The sequence below is a fragment of the Bacteroides sp. L10-4 genome, assembly GCF_013373675.1.
Taxonomy (GTDB): Bacteria; Bacteroidota; Bacteroidia; order Bacteroidales; family Bacteroidaceae; genus Bacteroides; species Bacteroides muris.
In genome coordinates, this window is sequence record NZ_JABXJH010000006.1 from 68,209 (window position 1) to 87,281 (window position 19,073).

Sequence of the window (19,073 nt, forward strand, 5' to 3'; positions counted from 1 at the left end):
TTATTTAACAAAAACGACTAAAACCAACAAGTTGCCTCAATAATCAAAAGAGAGCTGCACGTCACATAAATGTTTCTTCAAAGCCTTTGCCCTTGGGAAAGTTGAAATAGCAGGCTCCTTAGAAGGTTGCCCTTGGAAAGGCATATCCTTTGCATTCAGCCTTTGCCCCTCAAATAAATCATTTTGCCCCGGCAGTTCTTTTCCATTGATGAAAACACGATAAGCATCTATTTCCGATGCCGTAACCCCTTCGATAGTAACATCCCCAATGATTTCCAAGACCTTAGATAAATCTATCCGCATCAACAGTTCGCAGTTAATTACCCGCTTTGCATCCGTAAAGCAGAGAGCTGATATGAACTGCATGACAACCGGACTATTCAATAAATGATGTGTAATTTTAGCAAATGCCCAATTGTCAAATCCCAGCATATAGCAAGTATCGTCCAACATAACGCTTTGCCCGTTGATTGGTGAAACAAGAGAGAATATTATGTTCTTATAGAATGACGACACCACAACCTTATATGGCTTGAACGAATAATCTCCCAACCCAAATACACAAAAGCGAGGCTTCCCTTTGTAGATGGAGCTTTTTCTCCCATCCAGCAGTTGACCATACTTTTCGAAATAAGCGTAAGTCAATGGAGTACGTTGCTTCATGGCAGAGTTGGGTTCAGCCAGGCTTCTATGGGGAAGAACGATATATTTTCTCACTTCGCCGGAAAAGCCATTGCCGATATCTGAGCTCTTAATCAACGGATATATACATACGGGTTCAACGTCTACAGTTTCACGAAAGCCATTCTCGTATCGACCAGACCTGACGATAAGTTCCATTACTTTTGAACAATCATGCTTGACCCCTGATCGCCAGACCAATTCTGATACGCCATCAATCATCGCAGCCTTATCGTACTCTTCAATATCCGACACAAATCTATCGTTTTTCCAACCATACGATTTCTGAAAAGCTCCGGTATAAAAATCATAATACCGGCATATATCTGTCTTCTCCTTTCCTATCGTACAGGAGAACAAAGAGGCAGATACAGAAACATCGAATTCTTTCTTGGCATCGAAAGCATATTGGCATACATGAGATATGAAATAGCCTTGAGGACGTTGGTGTATAAGGATGTTTTTTACAACAGAGTTCTTGACGAGTAATGCTATCCGCGTTCCTTCGTTAGACGCAAAGTTCTCAATAAGCAGGTTGCAGATACTCTCCGCTATATCAAAATTGCCCTTACCCGTTATCGCTTCAATACCTTTAGTTCCTCGATAATTGTATTTCTGAGGCAAGTTGGTACTTCCATTCTTGCCCAACTCGCTATTGGTCACCCATGGAGGATTGCCCAAAATCAGAACATTCTTGCCCTCCAGTTGCTTCTTTATCTCACTGAAATCAAAAGCAAATATATCTTCGTGGTAGAGGTGTATTCTTTGATTCTCCTTTACGACAAGACTCCTACGCAACTCGTCAAGATATGGCTTGTATATTTCTATGCCATAAACATCCGTGATTGTATCAAATATCGCCAACCCTGCTCTGATAAAATTCCCCAATCCACAAGTAGGCTCTAAAATAACCTCGGGAGCAGCACCCATGTCCTTCAGCTTGCGACAAACGGCACAAGCAAAGTCATAACCGGTCTGCCAATCTCCAAACTCTCCACGCATTTCAGGCAATCGCCCGGCAAAAGCTGCTGTAGCAGGATTCTCCATTTGTGCTGTTTCTTTAGTTTTTTGCATTATACTTAACAATCGGGGTTATACCATCCACCGTTTCATCAAGAGCGACGATACGAGAATATTGCAATCTCCACTGAAGGGCATTCGAAATAGTCAGATACCCTATTTTCGGCGGACTTTTCAATATCTCGTGTGCCATATTCATCAAAGTTACATCGTCTCCGGGAATCCTGTGGTCACTAAGAAAAGCAAATATATCATCTTCATTGCCATTGTTGGCTATAATCGCCCGTAAACCGGTTGTAGTCTGATAGTCCGCGGTACGTGAAGATTCAACAAATGTACAAGAAAGGAAGTTCAACTTACCCTTTTTCTGTTTTGTATCATCTTCCTTGATATAGACAAATACAATCAAATTATATCCTAAGCCATATATCTTCTGCTTACTGTCCCTATATGGACAACTTGACTGCGGCTGTACAACGGAGGTAACCTTTATATCTGTATTGACAGACGGCAAATCAAGCCCTTTGGCCGAGCTGCCAGCCATCATTTCATACCGGTCCCTAAGGAAATCCTAAAACAAATGTTCAACAATAGTTCCTACTTTTTTCCCGTCAGTAACCCCGAACAATTCTTCCCGATAGACTCCATCTTCTTTCGTACAGAATTCTTTGGCTGCTATAACCAATTCCTTTATATTCAGTTTTTTCATACCTGCATATATTCCATATTCACACTTTCAGGTACGAAGGTATGCAAATGCAAATTATCTCGCAAATTATAATCCGCTTAATTTATGGCAGGACACGGCTCTTTCCTTTAACTCCCTTAAATGAAAGAGCCGTGATGGCAGGAAAGGCAGCTTCCTCTTACAACGGGTATTCCTCAAACGCATACAACAGCGTCGAAAGATACCGTTCTCCCGTATCGGGCAGCAGCGTAACAATCGTCTTTCCTTCATTTTCGGGCAGTCTGGCCAGGCGGGCAGCCGCAGCAACGGCAGCTCCCGAAGAGATGCCGACCAGCAATCCCTCATACTTCGCCAGTTCGCGGCCCGTACGGATGGCATCGTCATTGGATACCAGCAGCACTTCGTCTACCACGGCACTGTTATAGTTCTTGGGCACAAATCCGGCACCGATACCTTGCATTTTATGGGGAGCGGGCTTCCCACCGGAAAGTACGGGAGAATCTTCGGGCTCCACAGCCACAATCCTTATCTTTGGGTTGTTGGCCTTCAGGGCTGCACCCACACCGCTCACCGTGCCTCCCGTACCTACACCGGCCACAAAAATATCCACCCGGCCGTCTGTATCACGCCAGATTTCCTGTCCCGTAGTACGCTCGTGCATTGCCGGATTGGCAGGATTATCGAATTGCTGCAAAATCAGCGAACCGGGGCTGGCTGCTTTCAGTTCTTCGGCACGGGCTATGGCGCCTTTCATACCGTCGGCACCCGGAGTCAGCACCAGCTCCGCACCGAGGGCTTTCAAGAGGTTGCGGCGCTCCAGGCTCATCGTGTCGGGCATCGTCAGTATCAGCTTGTAACCTTTGGCGGCGGCCACAAAAGCCAGCCCCACACCCGTATTCCCACTGGTAGGTTCGATGAGGGTGGCACCGGGCTTCAACAGCCCTTTTGCCTCGGCATCTTCTATCATGGCAAGCGCCACGCGGTCCTTCACACTGCCGGCAGGGTTAAAATATTCCAATTTGGCGATGACACGAGCTTTCAGCCCCTTATTCTTGTTATAATTATTCAACTCCAGCAAGGGAGTGTTGCCTACCAGATTGGTGAGGCGGTCTGCTATCTTCTTCATACCCATATATGTTAAATTACTCATTCGCCCACGGCTCTTTCAGTTAAGGGAGCTAAAGGAGTTATCGGGAGTAACCTGATTGTTTTGCCGAAGTTACTCCTTGATAATTACTATAGACAACTTCCCGGCAACTCCCTTAAATGAAAAAGCCGGGTCATTTCTTATGAGACAAAAGTAGCGCGGAATTGGTTCGCGGGAAATACCACAAATATGGTAAATACATACTATAAATGAGGGATATGTAGGATATTTGACGAGGATTTCCTATCTTTGTTGCCACTTTTAAACTTAAGGATATCATAATGAGTCCACTCAACTTTACCCACATTTTGACACAAGCAGTCGATGAGCTATCGGAAAGCGAGTCATACAAGGGACTGTTTCACCAGCATACGGACGGCAACCCGCTGCCTTCGGCAAAAGTGCTGCGCGACATCATCGAACTGGCGCGAGCCATCATCTTCCCCGGATATTTCGGAAATTCCACGGTCAACAGCCGAACGGTGACTTACCATATCGGTGTCAATGTAGAACGCCTGTTCGACCTGCTGACCGAACAAATCCTTGCCGGCCTCTGCTTCGCAGGCGACGGCGAATGCAACTGCTGCACCGAGCTGCAACGGGAAGAAGCCGCCCTGCTGGCTGCCAAGTTCATCAGCAACCTGCCGGCCATGAGACGGGTGCTTGCCACAGATGTGGAGGCTGCCTACAACGGTGACCCTGCCGCACAGTCGTTCGGCGAAGTCATCAGCTGCTATCCGGCCATCCGTGCCATCAGCAACTACCGCATCGCACACGAGCTGCTCAAGTTGGGTGTTCCCCTCATTCCCCGCATCATCACCGAAATGGCGCACAGTGAAACGGGAATCGACATCCATCCGGGAGCAGAAATCGGCGGTTATTTCACCATCGACCACGGTACGGGCGTGGTAATCGGCGAGACCTGCATCATCGGCAACAACGTGAAGCTGTACCAAGGTGTGACCCTCGGTGCCAAGAGCTTCCCGCTGGACGAGGACGGCAAGCCCATCAAGGGTATTCCCCGCCATCCCATACTGGAGGACAATGTGATAGTCTACTCCAACGCCACCATACTGGGACGCATCACCATCGGACAGGGAGCCACCGTGGGCGGCAACATCTGGGTGACGGAGGACGTTCCGGCAGGAGCGAGAATTGTACAGACAAAGGCGAAGAAATGAAAAGCCCGGAATCCCGTTTAAAAGGCAATATTGCTGCATCTGACAGGCACTTGTGTCTGTCACGTCAGACACAAATGTTCAACGCAACAGACACCAGTGTCTGAGCCGACAGACGCCAGTGTCTGGCAAACGGGAGACAAACTACTGATAAACAACAGAATAAAAACAGTAAAATAGTAAATAAATAGATGAGCGAACAATCTTTTGAAATGATTGCCAAAACCTTCCAAGGACTGGAAGAGGTACTGGCGCAAGAACTGACTGCACTGGGCGCCAACGATATAGAAATAGGCCGCCGCATGGTATCTTTCAGTGGAGACAAGGAAATGATGTACAAGGCAAACTTCTGCCTGCGTACAGCCATCCGGATACTGAAACCCATCAAACACTTCACAGCCAAGAATGCCGACGAGGTTTACGAACAGATTAAAGCCATCCGATGGGAAGACTATCTGGATACGGACAAGACCTTTGCCGTGGACGCGGTTGTATTCAGCGAGGAGTTCCGTCATTCCAAGTTCGTTTCCTACAAGGTGAAGGATGCCATCGTGGACTATTTCCGTGAGAAGAGCGGCGAACGTCCCGGCGTGCGTGTCAACAAACCGGACGTGCTGCTGAACATACACATTGCCGAAACCAAATGTACACTCTCTCTCGACTCCAGCGGCGAATCGCTGCACCGCCGCGGTTATCGCCAGGAAGCAGTAGAGGCCCCACTGAATGAGGTGCTGGCCGCCGGCATGATATTGATGACCGGCTGGCGTGGTGAATGCGACCTGATAGACCCGATGTGCGGCTCGGGAACCATTCCCATTGAAGCGGCGCTGATTGCACGCAACATCGCTCCGGGCGTATTCCGCAAGGAATTTGCTTTCGAGAAGTGGGTGGATTTTGACCAGGAGCTGTTCGACACCATCTACAATGACGACAGCCAGGAACGCGAATTTACGCATAAGATATACGGTTACGACAACAACCCGAAGGCAAACGAAATTGCCACACACAATATAAAGGCTGCCGGCGTAAGCAAGGATGTAGTACTGAAGCTCCAACCTTTCCAGCAATTCGAGCAACCTGCGGAGAAATCCATCATTATCACCAATCCGCCCTACGGCGAACGTATCTCTACCAACGACCTGCTGGGACTTTACTCCATGATTGGCGAGCGCCTGAAACATGCCTTTACGGGCAACACTGCGTGGATTCTTTCTTACCGCGAAGAGTGCTTCGACCAGATCGGGCTGAAAGCCACCTCCAAAATTCCTTTGTTCAACGGTGCGCTGGAATGTGAATTCCGCCAGTACGAAATCTTCGACGGAAAGTACAAGGAATTCCGTGCCGAAGGCGAGGAGCTGAGCAAGGAACGCAAAGAGTTTCGTCCGGCCGGGGGAGAACGGAAAGAGTTCAAGCCCGGAGAAAGAAGGGAGCCCCGTCCGAGATTCGGTGGAGAAAGACGCGAATTTAATAGGGAAAAACGTGAATTCAGCGGCGAACGCAGACCGAGAGAATTCAGAGACGGCGAGAAACGCGAATTCCGTCCAAGGGAAAGAAGAGAGTTCAAAGACGGGGAAAAACGGGAGTTCAAACCGAGGGAAAGACGTGAATTCGGCGGAGAACGCAGACCGAAATCGGGAGAGTCTTACCCGGAAAGAAAAAGAAGGGAGACGGAAGATAAACAATGAAGGAACTTTCCTGATTAGCGTCGTAGATTATTGAAATTCAAGGGGGATGTATCAAAACACCAAAAACATGAAAATCACCCCTGTCACAGATATCTGTAGCAAGGCTTTGCCAAACTCAGTGCTACCATACAAGTGAGAAGCACCCCCGACAGGCAGAGTAGAAGTGAAAGTATTCAGAAAAGAGAACAACAAAAACAATGACAAGGAGAATGAATGCAAAGGAAATAAGTAAGAGCATTCTTGCACTGTTGATGGCAGTGCCTGCTCTGTTTACAACAAACGTTATGGCACAAGAACTGAAAAAGCCGACTTTGGAAGATTTGATTCCCGGAGGCGAAACGTATCGTACCCCCGAGAACCTGCATGGATTGCAATGGTGGGGTGATGTTTGTATCATTGCGGACATAGACAAAGTAAAGGCCGTGAATCCGCAAAACGGCAAAGAGACAGTACTTTTCACCCGCGAAACCGTGAACCGCGCCCTGAAAGCCGCCGGACTGAAAGAGCTGTCGCACCTCTACAATCTGAAGTTCCCCTGGGCGGAGAATACGGAAGTCCTGCTCCCCCTACCGCAACGCTACGCCGTCTACAACTGGCATATGGACTCTGTGACCGGACGCGATGACCTGCCCAAAGAGCCTGCAGCCAATTACGACTACAATACTGCAAGCCATAACCTGGCTTACACCGTAAAGAACAATCTCTACGTGAACGGACAGCGCGTGACCAACGAACCCGAAGGCATCGTCTGCGGACAAAGCGTACATCGCAACGAGTTCGGCATCTCGAAGGGCACATTCTGGAGCCCGTCGGGAGACCTGCTTGCCTTCTATCGGATGAACGAAAGCATGGTCACCCCCTATCCGCTGGTGGACATCACGTCAAGAATAGCCGTAACGGACATGATACGCTACCCCATGGCCGGCATGCTGAGCCACGAAGTAGAGGTAGGTATCTATAACCCTGCCACCCAAAAGACCATCTACCTGAACATGGGAGCCCCCAAAGACCGCTACTTCACCAACATTACCTGGGCACCGGACGGGAAAAGCCTCTATCTGATAGAGCTGAACCGCGACCAGAACCACTCCGTTCTCCGCCAGTACGACGCAGAAACCGGAGAGCCCATAAACGGCATCCTCTACGAAGAGAAGCATCCCAAATATGTGGAACCCCAGCAGCCCATCCTCTTTCTGCCTTGGGACAGCAGCAAATTCATCTACCAAAGTCAGCGCGACAGCTACAACCATCTGTATCTGATGGATACCAAAAACCAGATGTATCCCGATACACACTCTGCATCCGCAGGAGGCACTTACCGTCAGGGCTGCAAAGTGAAGCAACTGACGCAAGGCGACTGGCTGGTGCGAGAGGTGCTCGGCTTCAACAAGAAGAAGAAAGAAGTCATCTTCACCGCTACCAAGGAATCGCCCCTGCAAAGCAATATATATAAGGTGAACGTAAACAATGGCAAGCTCACCGCAGTGGGTAACAACGAAGGAGTGCACCGCCCTCTGTTGTCTGCATCGGGAGGCTACCTGATAGACCGCTATTCCACTCCCCGGATTCCCCGCAATATCGACATCGTATCGACCCAAAACGACAAGGTCGCAAATCTGCTGGCAGCCACGAATCCCTACGAAGGCTTTGAAATGCCCAGCATAGAAGTAGGCACCATCAAAGCCGCCGACGGCAAGACAGACTTGTACTACCGCCTGATAAAGCCTGCCGACTTTGACCCGGCAAAGAAGTATCCCGCCATCGTCTACGTATACGGCGGCCCGCACGCCCAGATGATAACGAACGGCTGGATGAACGACGCCCGCGGCTGGGACATCTACATGGCAAACAAAGGCTATATCATGTTCAGCCTCGACAACCGTGGCAGCAGCAACCGCGGACTGGAATTTGAGAACGCCACCTTCCGCCAGCTGGGCATCGAAGAGGGCAAGGACCAGGTGAAGGGTGTGGAATTTCTGAAAAGCCAACCTTATGTGGACGGAGAGCGTATCGGCGTGCACGGCTGGAGCTTCGGAGGACACATGACCACGGCGCTGATGCTGCGCTATCCCGAAATTTTCAAGGTAGGCGTTGCCGGCGGACCCGTCATCGACTGGGGATACTATGAGATTATGTACGGTGAGCGCTATATGGACACTCCGCAGACGAACCCGGAAGGCTACAAGCAGACAAACCTGAAAAACCTTGCCGGTAACTTGAAAGGACATCTGCTCATCATCCACGACGACCATGACGACACCTGCGTGCCGCAGCATGCCCTTTCGTTCATGAAGGCGTGCGTGGATGCCCGCACCTATCCCGATTTGTTCATCTATCCCACGCACAAGCACAACGTTCTGGGACGCGACCGTGTGCATCTGCACGAGAAGATAACAAGATATTTTGAAGACTATCTTTAACGTACAATTTGCCATTTACAATGTACAATCTGCTATGCAGTATCACAGTATAGCCTGATTATACATTGTAAAACGGAATCATAAAGCGAAACAAATCATTAAAAGTATAACACTTGTACAGATTACCATCTGCCTGTCACGTAGCGCAGCCCGATTGTAAATTGTACATTGTAAATTGTAAATGGAATCATGAAAGTATTATTATTAGGCTCCGGTGGCCGCGAACACGCTCTGGCATGGAAGATTGCCCAAAGCCCGAAAGTAGAGAAACTATATATCGCTCCCGGCAATGCAGGTACAGGCGAAGCAGGCGAGAATGTGAACCTGAAGGCGACAGACTTTCCCGCACTCAAGACCTTTGCCCTTGAGAAAGGAATCGACATGATTGTTGTGGGTCCCGAAGACCCCCTGGTACAAGGCATCTTCGACAGCTTCAAAGAAGACCCTGCCACCCGCCATATTGACATCATCGGCCCCACCGCCAAAGGTGCCACTCTGGAAGGCAGCAAGGAATTTGCCAAAGGCTTCATGATGCGCCACAACATTCCCACTGCCCGCTACAAAAGCATCACTGCCGACAACTTGCAGGAAGGACTCGATTTCCTCGCAACCCTCGAAGCGCCCTACGTTCTGAAGGCCGACGGGCTGTGTGCAGGCAAGGGCGTACTGATTCTGCCCACGCTGGAAGAAGCCCAGAAAGAACTGAAGGAAATGCTGGGCGGCATGTTCGGCGATGCCAGCGCCACGGTAGTCATTGAAGAATTCCTCAGCGGCATCGAGTGTTCCGTGTTCGTGATGACAGACGGCCGCCACTATAAGGTCTTGCCCGTAGCCAAGGATTACAAGCGTATCGGCGAAGGCGACAAAGGCCTCAACACCGGCGGTATGGGCAGCGTTACTCCCGTACCTTTTGCCGACGAAACATTTATGGAAAAAGTACGCACCCGCATCATCGAACCTACCGTAAACGGCCTGCTGGAAGAAGAAATCGGCTATCAAGGCTTCATCTTCCTGGGACTTATCAACGTGAAGGGCGAACCTATGGTGATTGAATACAACGTCCGCATGGGCGACCCCGAAACCGAAAGTGTGATGCTGCGCATCAAGAGCGACCTGGTAGACCTGCTCGAAGGCGTTGCCAAAGGCGACCTCGACCAACGTGCATTGGAATTCGACCCGCGCACAGCCGCTTGCGTCATGCTGGTGAGCGGAGGATATCCGGAAGCTTACGAAAAGGGCAAGGCAATGACCGGATTCGACCTCGCCGCCCAGACCGACAGCATCTTGTTCCATGCCGGAACGACCACGAAAGACGGGCAGACCGTAACCGCCGGTGGCCGTGTCATCGCTGTCTGCTCCTATGGCGAAACAAAGGAAGAAGCTTTGCAGAAGAGCTACCGCGTGGCCGACATGATAGACTTCGAGAAGAAGTATTTCCGTCGCGACATCGGATTTGACTTATAAGAGCCTCTCCCCTAACCCCTCCCCCATAGGGAGGGGAATAGGGATGGTCTGTAAATGTAAACAGAAAAAAAGAAGCTTACGCAGGCAGAGGGGAACAAAGGACAGATTGTGAATAAGATAAACAGTAAACATAAAACAGAAGTAACCAACCTCCCCTCCCTACAGGGGAGGGACCGGGAAAGAGGCTTATGAGAACCAAACGATTCCAGAACCGGATAACGGCAGGGCGGTTCACACTACCCGCCGCTATCCTGATTTCAGTATCCTGCTGGACACTGACCGCCGTTCTGTTGTCCGAGACGGAGACACAGCAAAACGGATATTCCCTTTGGGAAACATTCTGCAACTTCTGCATCCCCACCTGGGCAAACCGTCTCTTCAGCTTCATTCTGTATGCCGTCATCGGGTATTTCCTGATACAGCTTAACAATACGTTTGCCATCATCCGGATGCGGGCATCGGTACAGACTTCTGTCTACCTTCTGCTGATATCCGTCTGCCCCAGCCTGCACATGCTGTATGCGGGAGACTTGGCAGCCGCCTCCTTCCTTGTGGCACTGTTCTTCCTCTTCAGAAGCTACCAGCAGGTACGGCCCACAGGCAGTCTCTTCCACGCCTTCTTCTTCATCGGACTGGGCAGCCTGCTTTTTCCGCAGCTCATGCTGTTTGTCCCCATCTTCTGGATAGGCGCCTACAACTTCCAGTCTCTCCAACCCAAAAGCTTCTTCGCTTCATTGGTAGGATGGAGCGTACCCTACTGGCTGTTACTGGGACACGCCTTCTATCACGGACAAATGGAACTCTTCCGCCAGCCCTTCCGCGAACTGGTGACCTTCGCTCCCACCCGGTTCGACTATCAGCCGTGGGAACTCGCCACCCTCGGGTATCTCCTTGTTCTGTTCATCGTCAGCGCGGCACACTGCCTCATTGCCGGCTATGAAGACAAGATACGTACCCGCAGCTATCTGCACTTCCTCATCCTGCTGAATTTCTGCATCTTTGTCTATATCGGACTGCAACCGGCATTATGTGTCCATCTGATGTCCTTCCTGCTCATCAGTGTCAGCATCCTGGCAGGACACTTGTTTGTACTGACAAATAGCCGCAGTTCCAATATATTCTTCATTTGTGCATTCATCGGATTATTCATTCTATTAGGATTCAACATATGGACGCTTTTGTAGATACACTCGTACAGCTGCTAATTGACTGGGGATATGTCGGTCTGTTCATCTCTGCCCTATTGGCAGGAAGCATCATTCCGTTCAGTTCCGAGATAGTGATGGTAGCACTGGTCAAGGTCGGTCTGAGCCCGGCACTGTGCATACTCTCCGCCACCTTGGGAAATACGCTGGGAGGCATGACGTGCTACTACATGGGACGTCTGGGACGTATAGACTGGATTGAGAAATATTTCAAGGTAAAAAGGGAAAAGATAGAACGGATGCAGCATTTCCTCCAAGGGAAAGGGGCACTGATGGCTTTCTTCGCCTTTCTGCCTTTTGTGGGAGAGGCCATAGCCATTGCACTGGGCTTCATGCGCAGTAATCTGATGCTGACCACCACGTCCATGTTTGCAGGGAAACTGGTGCGCTACATAGCTATGCTGTGGGCACTGCAAGGAGCCATTTCAATGATGAATTATTGACATGTAGTGAGTTTGAGCAATAGATGTATAGATACAACGCGTTGGATGTATAGATGCAACGTGCTGGATGTATAGATGCAGCACGCTGGATATATAGGCACAACAACACGCTGAATCACAGAGAATTAAACTAAATAAAAACATTCAACAAAAGCAGAAGTGATGCAACGAATCATAGAGAAGACGGAAGACGGAAGTGCGACACTGTTTGTACCGGAACTGAATGAACATTATCATTCGGTAAAGGGGGCACGTACAGAGTCACAGCACATCTTCATCGACATGGGGCTGAGGGCATCCGCTACTGTCCGCCCGCATGTCCTTGAAATCGGCTTCGGCACCGGGCTGAATGCCCTGCTCACACTGGAAACTGCCGAAAAGGAAAAGAAACATGTGCACTATGCCGGCATCGAACTTTATCCGCTTGCATGGCCGGAGGTAGATGCGCTGAAATATAGCGACAATCCTCTGTTCGAGGAACTGCATCGGGCTGCGTGGGAAGAAGAAGTCGCCATAACTCCTTATTTCACACTGAAAAAAGTGCGGGCAGATGTCGAAACAATAAGCATTGACAACTTGTTAATGATTAATAGATCTCCGTTCGATGTTGTCTATTTCGATGCCTTTGCACCCGAAAAGCAACCGGGAATGTGGGAGGAAAAAGTCTTCCGGAATATCCATGCTGCCATGAGCACCGACGGCGTGCTGACCACCTACTGCGCCAAAGGGGTGGTACGCCGCATGCTGCAAGCCATAGGATTCAAGGTAGAACGTCTTCCGGGCCCCCCCGGAGGAAAACGGGAGATATTGAGGGGAAGGAAAGAGGAAGTGAAAATAGATAATTGATGCCCCTTGCCACGGCGCCGCCAAATTGCAAATTGTAAATAATAGATTGTAAATGAAAAAGTTTTGTTTTTTACTCCTCATAGCCACCTTGCTCTTCTCATGCAAGCAAGAAGGCCAACAGAACAAGAAGAAGAAGAATGACGATAAACCCGTGATTACCGTCACCATCGAACCGCTGCGGTATTTCACCGAAGCCATTGCCGGTGATGAATTCACCGTCGTCAGCATGGTGCCCAAAGGTTCAAGTCCGGAAACCTACGATCCCACACCCCAGCAGCTTGTCGACCTTGCCCGAAGCAAGGCCTATTTCCGCATCGGATACATCGGTTTTGAACAGACATGGACGGAAAAACTGACGGACAACGCTCCCCACCTGCAATTCTTCGATATGTCCAAGAATGTGGAACTTATTCTGGACGATACTCATGCGCATCATCATAAAGACGGGCATGCACACGAGGAGCATGCACATGCCGGTGGTGTGGAACCACACATCTGGAATTCCACCATCAACGCTCAAATCATTGCCGGAAACATTCTGAATGCACTCTGTGCCATAGACAAAGCCAATAAAAGCGCCTACATGGAACGTTACAACGCACTCATCCGGCAGATAGAGCATATGGACAGCCTCATCTGCCAGATGCTTTCCAGCCCGAGTGCCGACCGTGCCTTCATGATTTATCATCCGGCACTTTCCTACTTTGCCCGCGACTACAACCTGCACCAGATTCCTATCGAAGCCGGTGGAAAGGAACCCTCTCCCGCCCATCTGAAGAACCTGATAAACTCCTGCAAGAAAGAGAAGGTACGCGTCATCTTTGTACAACCGGAATTCGACCGCAGCAATGCCGAACTCATCGCCCGGCAGACCGGAACCCGGGTGGCGGATATCAATCCCCTCTCATACGACTGGGAGGAGGAGATGATGAATACCGCCAGAGCGCTTGTAAAAGAATAAACGATGATTCTGTCCATTTAACGAAGAAGAAGCTATGCCTGCATCCCCCATTATAGAGATAAAGAACCTCAGTGCCGGATACGATAACCGGACTGTACTGCATGATATAAACCTGACTATCTACGAACATGATTTTCTGGGCATCATCGGTCCCAACGGTGGCGGAAAGACTACGCTTATCAAATGCATACTGGGACTGCTGAAGCCCACTGCCGGAGAGATACTTTATCATCCCTGTTCCCCGTTGCCCGAATCAGTCGGCTCTCAATGCCCCCCCCTCAATGCTCGATTATCCATGGGATATCTACCCCAGTACAGCAGTATCGACCGGAAGTTTCCCATTACAGTAGAAGAAGTCATCCTTTCAGGCCTCAGCAGCAAGAAGCCGCTTGCTTCGCGCTTCAATACCCGACACCGGGAAAAGGCCCGCCATGTGATAGCCCGCATGGGACTGGAAGGCATGGAACAACGCGCCATAGGTGCCTTGAGCGGCGGACAGTTGCAACGCGCCCTCCTGGGCCGTGCCATCATATCCGACCCGCAGGCAGTGATTCTCGACGAACCCAACACATACATCGACAAGCGTTTCGAAGCCCGCCTCTACGAGCTGCTGGCAGAGATAAACAAGGATTGTGCCATTATTCTCGTCAGCCACGACATCGGCACGGTGCTGCAGCAAGTCAAGTCAATTGCCTGTGTAAACGAAACTCTGGACTACCATCCCGATACCGGAGTTACGGAAGAATGGCTGGAACGCAACTTCAACTGCCCGATAGAGTTGCTGGGACACGGAACACTGCCGCACAGGATATTGAAAGAACACAAGCATTCTCACGGATGACTGAAAGCAAGGGAGGCCGGCCCATTGCGGAACCGACCTCCCGTAACCCTTCTGAATAACTATCCAACAATCTTCTTATCCGTCACTTATATTGGAAAGCCTTATACGAATGGGGCAGTAATGACAAACGGAAAGAGTTCTTTGGTGTCACCAGACGCCTGCTCTGTACGGGTTCGGCAGGAAGGGGAGCCAGAATATCCCCACTCTCCAGATTTTCCAACCTCGTCACCCCATCATCGGTAACGATACGCACTTCCACCGGTTCATCATTGAAATTCTCCACCACCAGTGTTTTATTGTCATACACAAACAATCCGACTTTGGAGGGAGCCTCCAGATAGACATCCATATCCTTACTCATAATGCGGCGAATCTCGTTCAAGACTTTTGCCGGAAAATCATATAAACTCCCCATATCGTCGGGAATGGTAAGAACATACAGATTACCGGTAGCATACGGGGCTCTCAACAGAATAGGATAGCCCGAAACTCCACCCGTCAGCGGACGACCGGCACTGACCATCTCCCAAGCATCATTCGTATAATACTGCACCTGCGGAATCAATAAGTCACGTCCGGACTGCCCATGACGGCCGAAATCATTGACAAGGGCTTTCAAGTCAGTACAACGCAACTCGGCTATCTCTGCAAGCTTCTCAGGAATGGCTTTCAGCAAACTGCTTGTCACCACCACATCACGTCCGCTTTGCAGTTGTCTCTTGATTTTAGCCACGATTTCCGTATCTTGCGCAGCTTGTGCAGTCAGCAGAACCACTTGCTGGTCTTCCGGAAAAACAGGACGCATATCCATCGGCAAACCTATCATGCCCAAATAGTTCTGAAGGAAATCATCACCGGCGGCATGAAAAGGCTTGTAGGATTTTATACCCACCGGATTCCCCAGCTTATGAATCAACTTATCCGTTTGTTTCAGCACAACACCGGCTATACGGGCCATCGTGGTAGGTTCTACCAAAGAGCCGTCTTCCAACCGGATGGGAGCGGTCACCTCATCATAGTTAAAGCTGGTACCCATTCCCTGCCAGGGAGTACGGTATTTAGGAGACAACTTCACATCCAGAAGCTGGTGATAGGCAAAGAGAATAATCTCGGGAGCCTTGGCAAGCATGGTCAAATGAAGCTGTTCGGCATACCGGTCCATACCCATGTTCAGTCCACCTACATCGACCCATCCCCCACCGTTATAACCCGGACGCAGGTTATCGAAATAACGGATAATATTATAACTCAGATAGTTCTGCAAATGCTGATTACCTGCCGGGTCCCTTGTTTCAGTACCGGTCCAGACACCGTCAAAGAGCTGGGGACCTTCCTCCAAATTAAATCCCAAACCTTGAAAGTGATCATACCAGTTGGGATATTTGATAATCACCTTTACCTGAGGATTCACTTTCTTGGCAGGTTTCAGCACGAGGTCACGACCGGCCTCGGTCATCAGCTTCAAGCGGTAGTCCGTCCAGCTCTGCATTCCTTTTGCCTTTATTTCTATGTCGGACTTGCAGCTGGTGAAGAAGAAATCATCCAGAATAAACTCATCAAAGTGTTTCGCCGTGTGTTCCGCAATCTTTTGCACCATCTTGCGGTGTTCGGGATTGGAATAGCAGAATGTCTCGAAACTGTTTGCCTCGTTGATGGTATAGGTAATACCTCCAGCTGTCTCTATACCCCGGTCATGAAAGAATTTCTTTGCCTGCTCCAGAGTGGCATCCTCCACAACCAGCAAGTCCCGGTGTGTTTCCAGATAAATCTTGTCCACTTCCAACTGTTGTGAAATCACATTCCAGGTAGAATCCAGCCAATGGATGTCCTTCATCTTGTCTACCTCGTAAGCACGGACATAAATGGATACTTTGAAACTCTCGTAAGCTTTTGCCTGCATGGTCATATTACAAACCATGCAGAGCAGAAAAACTACAATTACAAACTTATCTACCTTTATTTTACTATTCATTGCAATTCAATATTTTATTAGACGCCAATACCATATACATAAACCACGTAGCATGTCCACCCAGGCAATACTCACCTTCCTGCCACAAGAACGGAAAATGAAGCAGTTCCGGTAGATCGGGACGAATCAGATTAGTACCCGGAGAAACTCCACCCGGGATATAAGACCAATCAGCACGATTGACACCATAGGCGGCCTTCATCGTTTCGGCACCAACCCCCGTTACAAAAGCTGCCTGGTTACGTCCCGGATGCATACCCAGCAGATACTGGACGGCATTAAAAATGTAGTCCGGTGTAAATAAGTCAGGATAAGCAGCATGTAAATAACAGTAGTTATAGCCCAAATGCTGAGGCTCCCATGAACCGGAAGAACGGTTACCTCTGTCATGCGGCACTCCATACGGAGTTTTACTGCTATACTCCTGATACATAGACTGCAACTCCGGCAGTGCTTTGCGAACAGCCTTACTGAAACGTGCATTTCCCACAGCCTGGTCGAACCGTCCGATGAACCAGCCCGTCTGACGGATATTCTTGCAGATGAAATCCTGCTGCTGCAAAACGAAATCGCGGTACCCGGCTTCCTTCGTTGCCAGATAAAGCTCTACGGCGGCATGTACTTTCGTTGTCAGTATCCAATTGTTATCACAACGTGTAATCTTAAACAGCTCACGGGCTATTTCCAGACAATCTGCCGCCAGAGTATCATTATGTCCCTTCAGCACGCGTGAAATACCTGCCAGCCAAGCGGCCACCTGTAACTCACGTCCCGGATTGTCTTCCGTAAACACCCAACGGTCATCAGCCGTTCCACTGACATGATCAGTATGGGCCGAAGCATCTCCCAAGTGTGCATATTGCCGTACAGTAGGACACAAAATTCCTCTATAGAGGCGTCCCAATGCCTTCCAACCGGCTACTACGGTCAAAGCCCCGTTTTCCACTTGCTGTAACAAGTCGTTTTTCCCGTCAGGCTGGTGTATCTCTACAATCCGTTTTTCGAAATCAATGGAAGTCTCGTCCCAGTAGGCACCGAAATTCTCACAAGCCATAGCGAGGATATAGGCTTCACCTGCCTGCGACTCCACACGCAGGTCATAATCGCCTGCATCGTGCCAACCGCCTACGTTCAATCCCGGAACAAGATCGCCCGGCTGATATTTGCACAGAGTAGAAGGTCCCTGGCTATATCCGTCAATGTGATTGATATTCGTTTGGGCCATTCGGGCATCGTCCTGGTGACAGAAGTCATGCCATACACGATACTTCTCGTTGACACGCATGTGACACATCTGTACCGGCAGGAAATATTCCACCTCCGCCTGCCAGATTCCTTTATCCCAAACATCCTTTGCAATACGGAACACCGGAGAAGCCGCATCACCGTACATCACCTGATAAAGTCCCTCTTCCGTAATTTCCGTAAAGTCGAACTGCAAATAATGGTAACGCTGGAAATCTCCCCAATCCTTGGCAGCCTGCTGCTTCACCAGTTTCCTGCCATCAGCTGCAATACGGTAGAGGGCAGGTTGCCGGAAATCCGTATCCCGTTTGTCCAATTCGATGACAGCCACTTTCTTCTGTCCGGGATGATAACCCACTTGGGAAGTCTGTACTACCGGTGCATAGCGCCACTCCTTGGTAACTGTGGGACGGATAATCCATTTTACCGCATCCCCTTTCGTTCCTGCCGGAAATTCCGAACGAAGTACAAACCAACCGTTATTATGGTTTATCCGTCCGTCATACAGCATCAAATCCCCCTTCTCACTCTCAATCATAATCTTTGCCAACTCATCCTGCGGATTGAGCACAAACTTTTTTCCCGCGGCAAGAGGAGCAGAGACGATATCATCGGCAATAATCGGATTATAAGTCTTCCGGTCCAGAAGCAACTGGTCCAGGCTGGCTTTCCCCTTAGGATTGAAATCTCCGATATGTTCCATATTAGAGGTCTGCTTCATCGTGGGTCCCATCGCCTGATGAGGGAAAACGCCCGTCTGGTTATCCATTATCCAAGGCTTGCCCAACAAAGTAGAAGGCACCAACTCCAGATTGAAACCGAGTTTCCCGGCAAAGCGTTCCGGAACCGGCCGGTCCAAATCAACAGTCAATACCAAATAGTCCTTCTCCCCTTTCACCTTAATAGTATAGCCGAAAGCAAAATCCGGATAGAGCATCGGATTGAAACCCGCCATATGCTTGGACGAGTCAGGATAGCTCAGTGTGACACGGATTTCGTTAGCGACCTCATCCACCACCCGTTTCCGCATCTTGGGCAATCCCTGCCATTGTCCCTGCGAAATCTCAAAACGCACATCACCGCCTGCGGCCCTGCGGTCTCCATTCAAAACCAAAGTGACACCTCCCTGGTGTCCTTCGGGATAAACATCACTGAACACCATCACATTGGCCCCGTGGTTTTCAAAATACCCCGACGGGTTAATCTTGAAGTCCTGGGCTTGCAAACCTGCACAAAACATCAGCGATGCCGCACCTATTATCAATTTCTTCATACAT

At 49.6% G+C, this 19,073-nt stretch carries 15 protein-coding genes; 9 read left to right on the forward strand and 6 right to left on the reverse strand.

Translation table 11 applies throughout. From position 1 onward, the window contains the following. Nucleotides 1–36: 36 nt before the first annotated feature. From HU824_RS03570 to cysK, 4 genes are all read right to left on the reverse strand, one after another. A complete protein-coding gene (locus HU824_RS03570) occupies nucleotides 37–1,728 on the reverse strand; it encodes an SAM-dependent methyltransferase (protein ID WP_147392549.1) in 1,692 nt (563 codons plus the stop codon). A gap of 13 nt (nucleotides 1,729–1,741) precedes the next feature. After that, on the reverse strand, nucleotides 1,742–2,248 hold the full coding sequence (locus tag HU824_RS03575; protein WP_255260456.1) for a restriction endonuclease: 507 nt from the start codon (nucleotides 2,246–2,248) through the stop codon (nucleotides 1,742–1,744). A gap of 24 nt (nucleotides 2,249–2,272) precedes the next feature. After that, entirely contained in the window at nucleotides 2,273–2,410 is a 138-nt protein-coding gene (locus HU824_RS19645; RefSeq protein WP_255260457.1) for a hypothetical protein, read from the reverse strand. Nucleotides 2,411–2,567: 157 nt separating this feature from the next. Further along, nucleotides 2,568–3,515 (reverse strand): cysteine synthase A, encoded by a 948-nt coding sequence (gene cysK, locus HU824_RS03580; RefSeq protein WP_176468128.1) that lies wholly within the window; start codon nucleotides 3,513–3,515, stop codon nucleotides 2,568–2,570. A 302-nt stretch (nucleotides 3,516–3,817) separates the two neighbouring features. On the opposite strand from cysK, the gene epsC reads away from it, so the two are divergent. From epsC to HU824_RS03625, 9 genes are all read left to right on the forward strand, one after another. Further along, nucleotides 3,818–4,717, forward strand: a complete 900-nt coding sequence (gene epsC, locus HU824_RS03585; protein WP_136009182.1) for a serine O-acetyltransferase EpsC — start codon at nucleotides 3,818–3,820, stop codon at nucleotides 4,715–4,717. A 188-nt stretch (nucleotides 4,718–4,905) separates the two neighbouring features. Beyond that, entirely contained in the window at nucleotides 4,906–6,399 is a 1,494-nt protein-coding gene (locus HU824_RS03590) for a class I SAM-dependent RNA methyltransferase (RefSeq protein ID WP_176468106.1), read from the forward strand. A gap of 209 nt (nucleotides 6,400–6,608) precedes the next feature. Further along, the gene (locus HU824_RS03595) at nucleotides 6,609–8,819 is read left to right on the forward strand and encodes a DPP IV N-terminal domain-containing protein (protein ID WP_176468129.1); all 2,211 of its coding nucleotides are present in this window, start codon (nucleotides 6,609–6,611) and stop codon (nucleotides 8,817–8,819) included. 189 nt (nucleotides 8,820–9,008) lie between these two features. Then, nucleotides 9,009–10,283, forward strand: coding sequence for a phosphoribosylamine--glycine ligase (purD, locus tag HU824_RS03600; RefSeq protein WP_176468107.1), 1,275 nt, complete (start codon nucleotides 9,009–9,011; stop codon nucleotides 10,281–10,283). 188 nt (nucleotides 10,284–10,471) lie between these two features. Beyond that, on the forward strand, nucleotides 10,472–11,467 hold the full coding sequence (locus HU824_RS03605) for a hypothetical protein (protein ID WP_176468108.1): 996 nt from the start codon (nucleotides 10,472–10,474) through the stop codon (nucleotides 11,465–11,467). Then, nucleotides 11,452–11,931: a YqaA family protein gene (locus HU824_RS03610; protein WP_136009178.1), complete on the forward strand. Its 480-nt coding sequence runs from the start codon at nucleotides 11,452–11,454 to the stop codon at nucleotides 11,929–11,931. Before HU824_RS03605 ends, HU824_RS03610 begins: the two co-directional genes overlap by 16 nt. A gap of 162 nt (nucleotides 11,932–12,093) precedes the next feature. Further along, nucleotides 12,094–12,777: a tRNA (5-methylaminomethyl-2-thiouridine)(34)-methyltransferase MnmD gene (gene mnmD, locus HU824_RS03615; protein ID WP_176468109.1), complete on the forward strand. Its 684-nt coding sequence runs from the start codon at nucleotides 12,094–12,096 to the stop codon at nucleotides 12,775–12,777. A gap of 52 nt (nucleotides 12,778–12,829) precedes the next feature. Further along, complete coding sequence (locus HU824_RS03620; protein ID WP_176468110.1) at nucleotides 12,830–13,738, forward strand: metal ABC transporter solute-binding protein, Zn/Mn family; 909 nt, start codon at nucleotides 12,830–12,832, stop codon at nucleotides 13,736–13,738. 34 nt (nucleotides 13,739–13,772) lie between these two features. Beyond that, nucleotides 13,773–14,579, forward strand: coding sequence for a metal ABC transporter ATP-binding protein (locus HU824_RS03625; protein WP_176468111.1), 807 nt, complete (start codon nucleotides 13,773–13,775; stop codon nucleotides 14,577–14,579). Nucleotides 14,580–14,661: 82 nt separating this feature from the next. Here the strand turns inward: HU824_RS03625 and HU824_RS03630 are convergent, their stop codons facing one another. Both HU824_RS03630 and HU824_RS03635 read right to left on the reverse strand, forming a co-directional pair. Further along, nucleotides 14,662–16,551, reverse strand: a complete 1,890-nt coding sequence (locus HU824_RS03630; protein WP_176468112.1) for a hypothetical protein — start codon at nucleotides 16,549–16,551, stop codon at nucleotides 14,662–14,664. Beyond that, the gene (locus tag HU824_RS03635; RefSeq protein WP_176468113.1) at nucleotides 16,544–19,069 is read right to left on the reverse strand and encodes a glycoside hydrolase family 9 protein; all 2,526 of its coding nucleotides are present in this window, start codon (nucleotides 19,067–19,069) and stop codon (nucleotides 16,544–16,546) included. The genes HU824_RS03630 and HU824_RS03635 overlap by 8 nt, the downstream gene beginning before the upstream one ends. Between the last annotated feature and the right edge of the window lie 4 nt (nucleotides 19,070–19,073).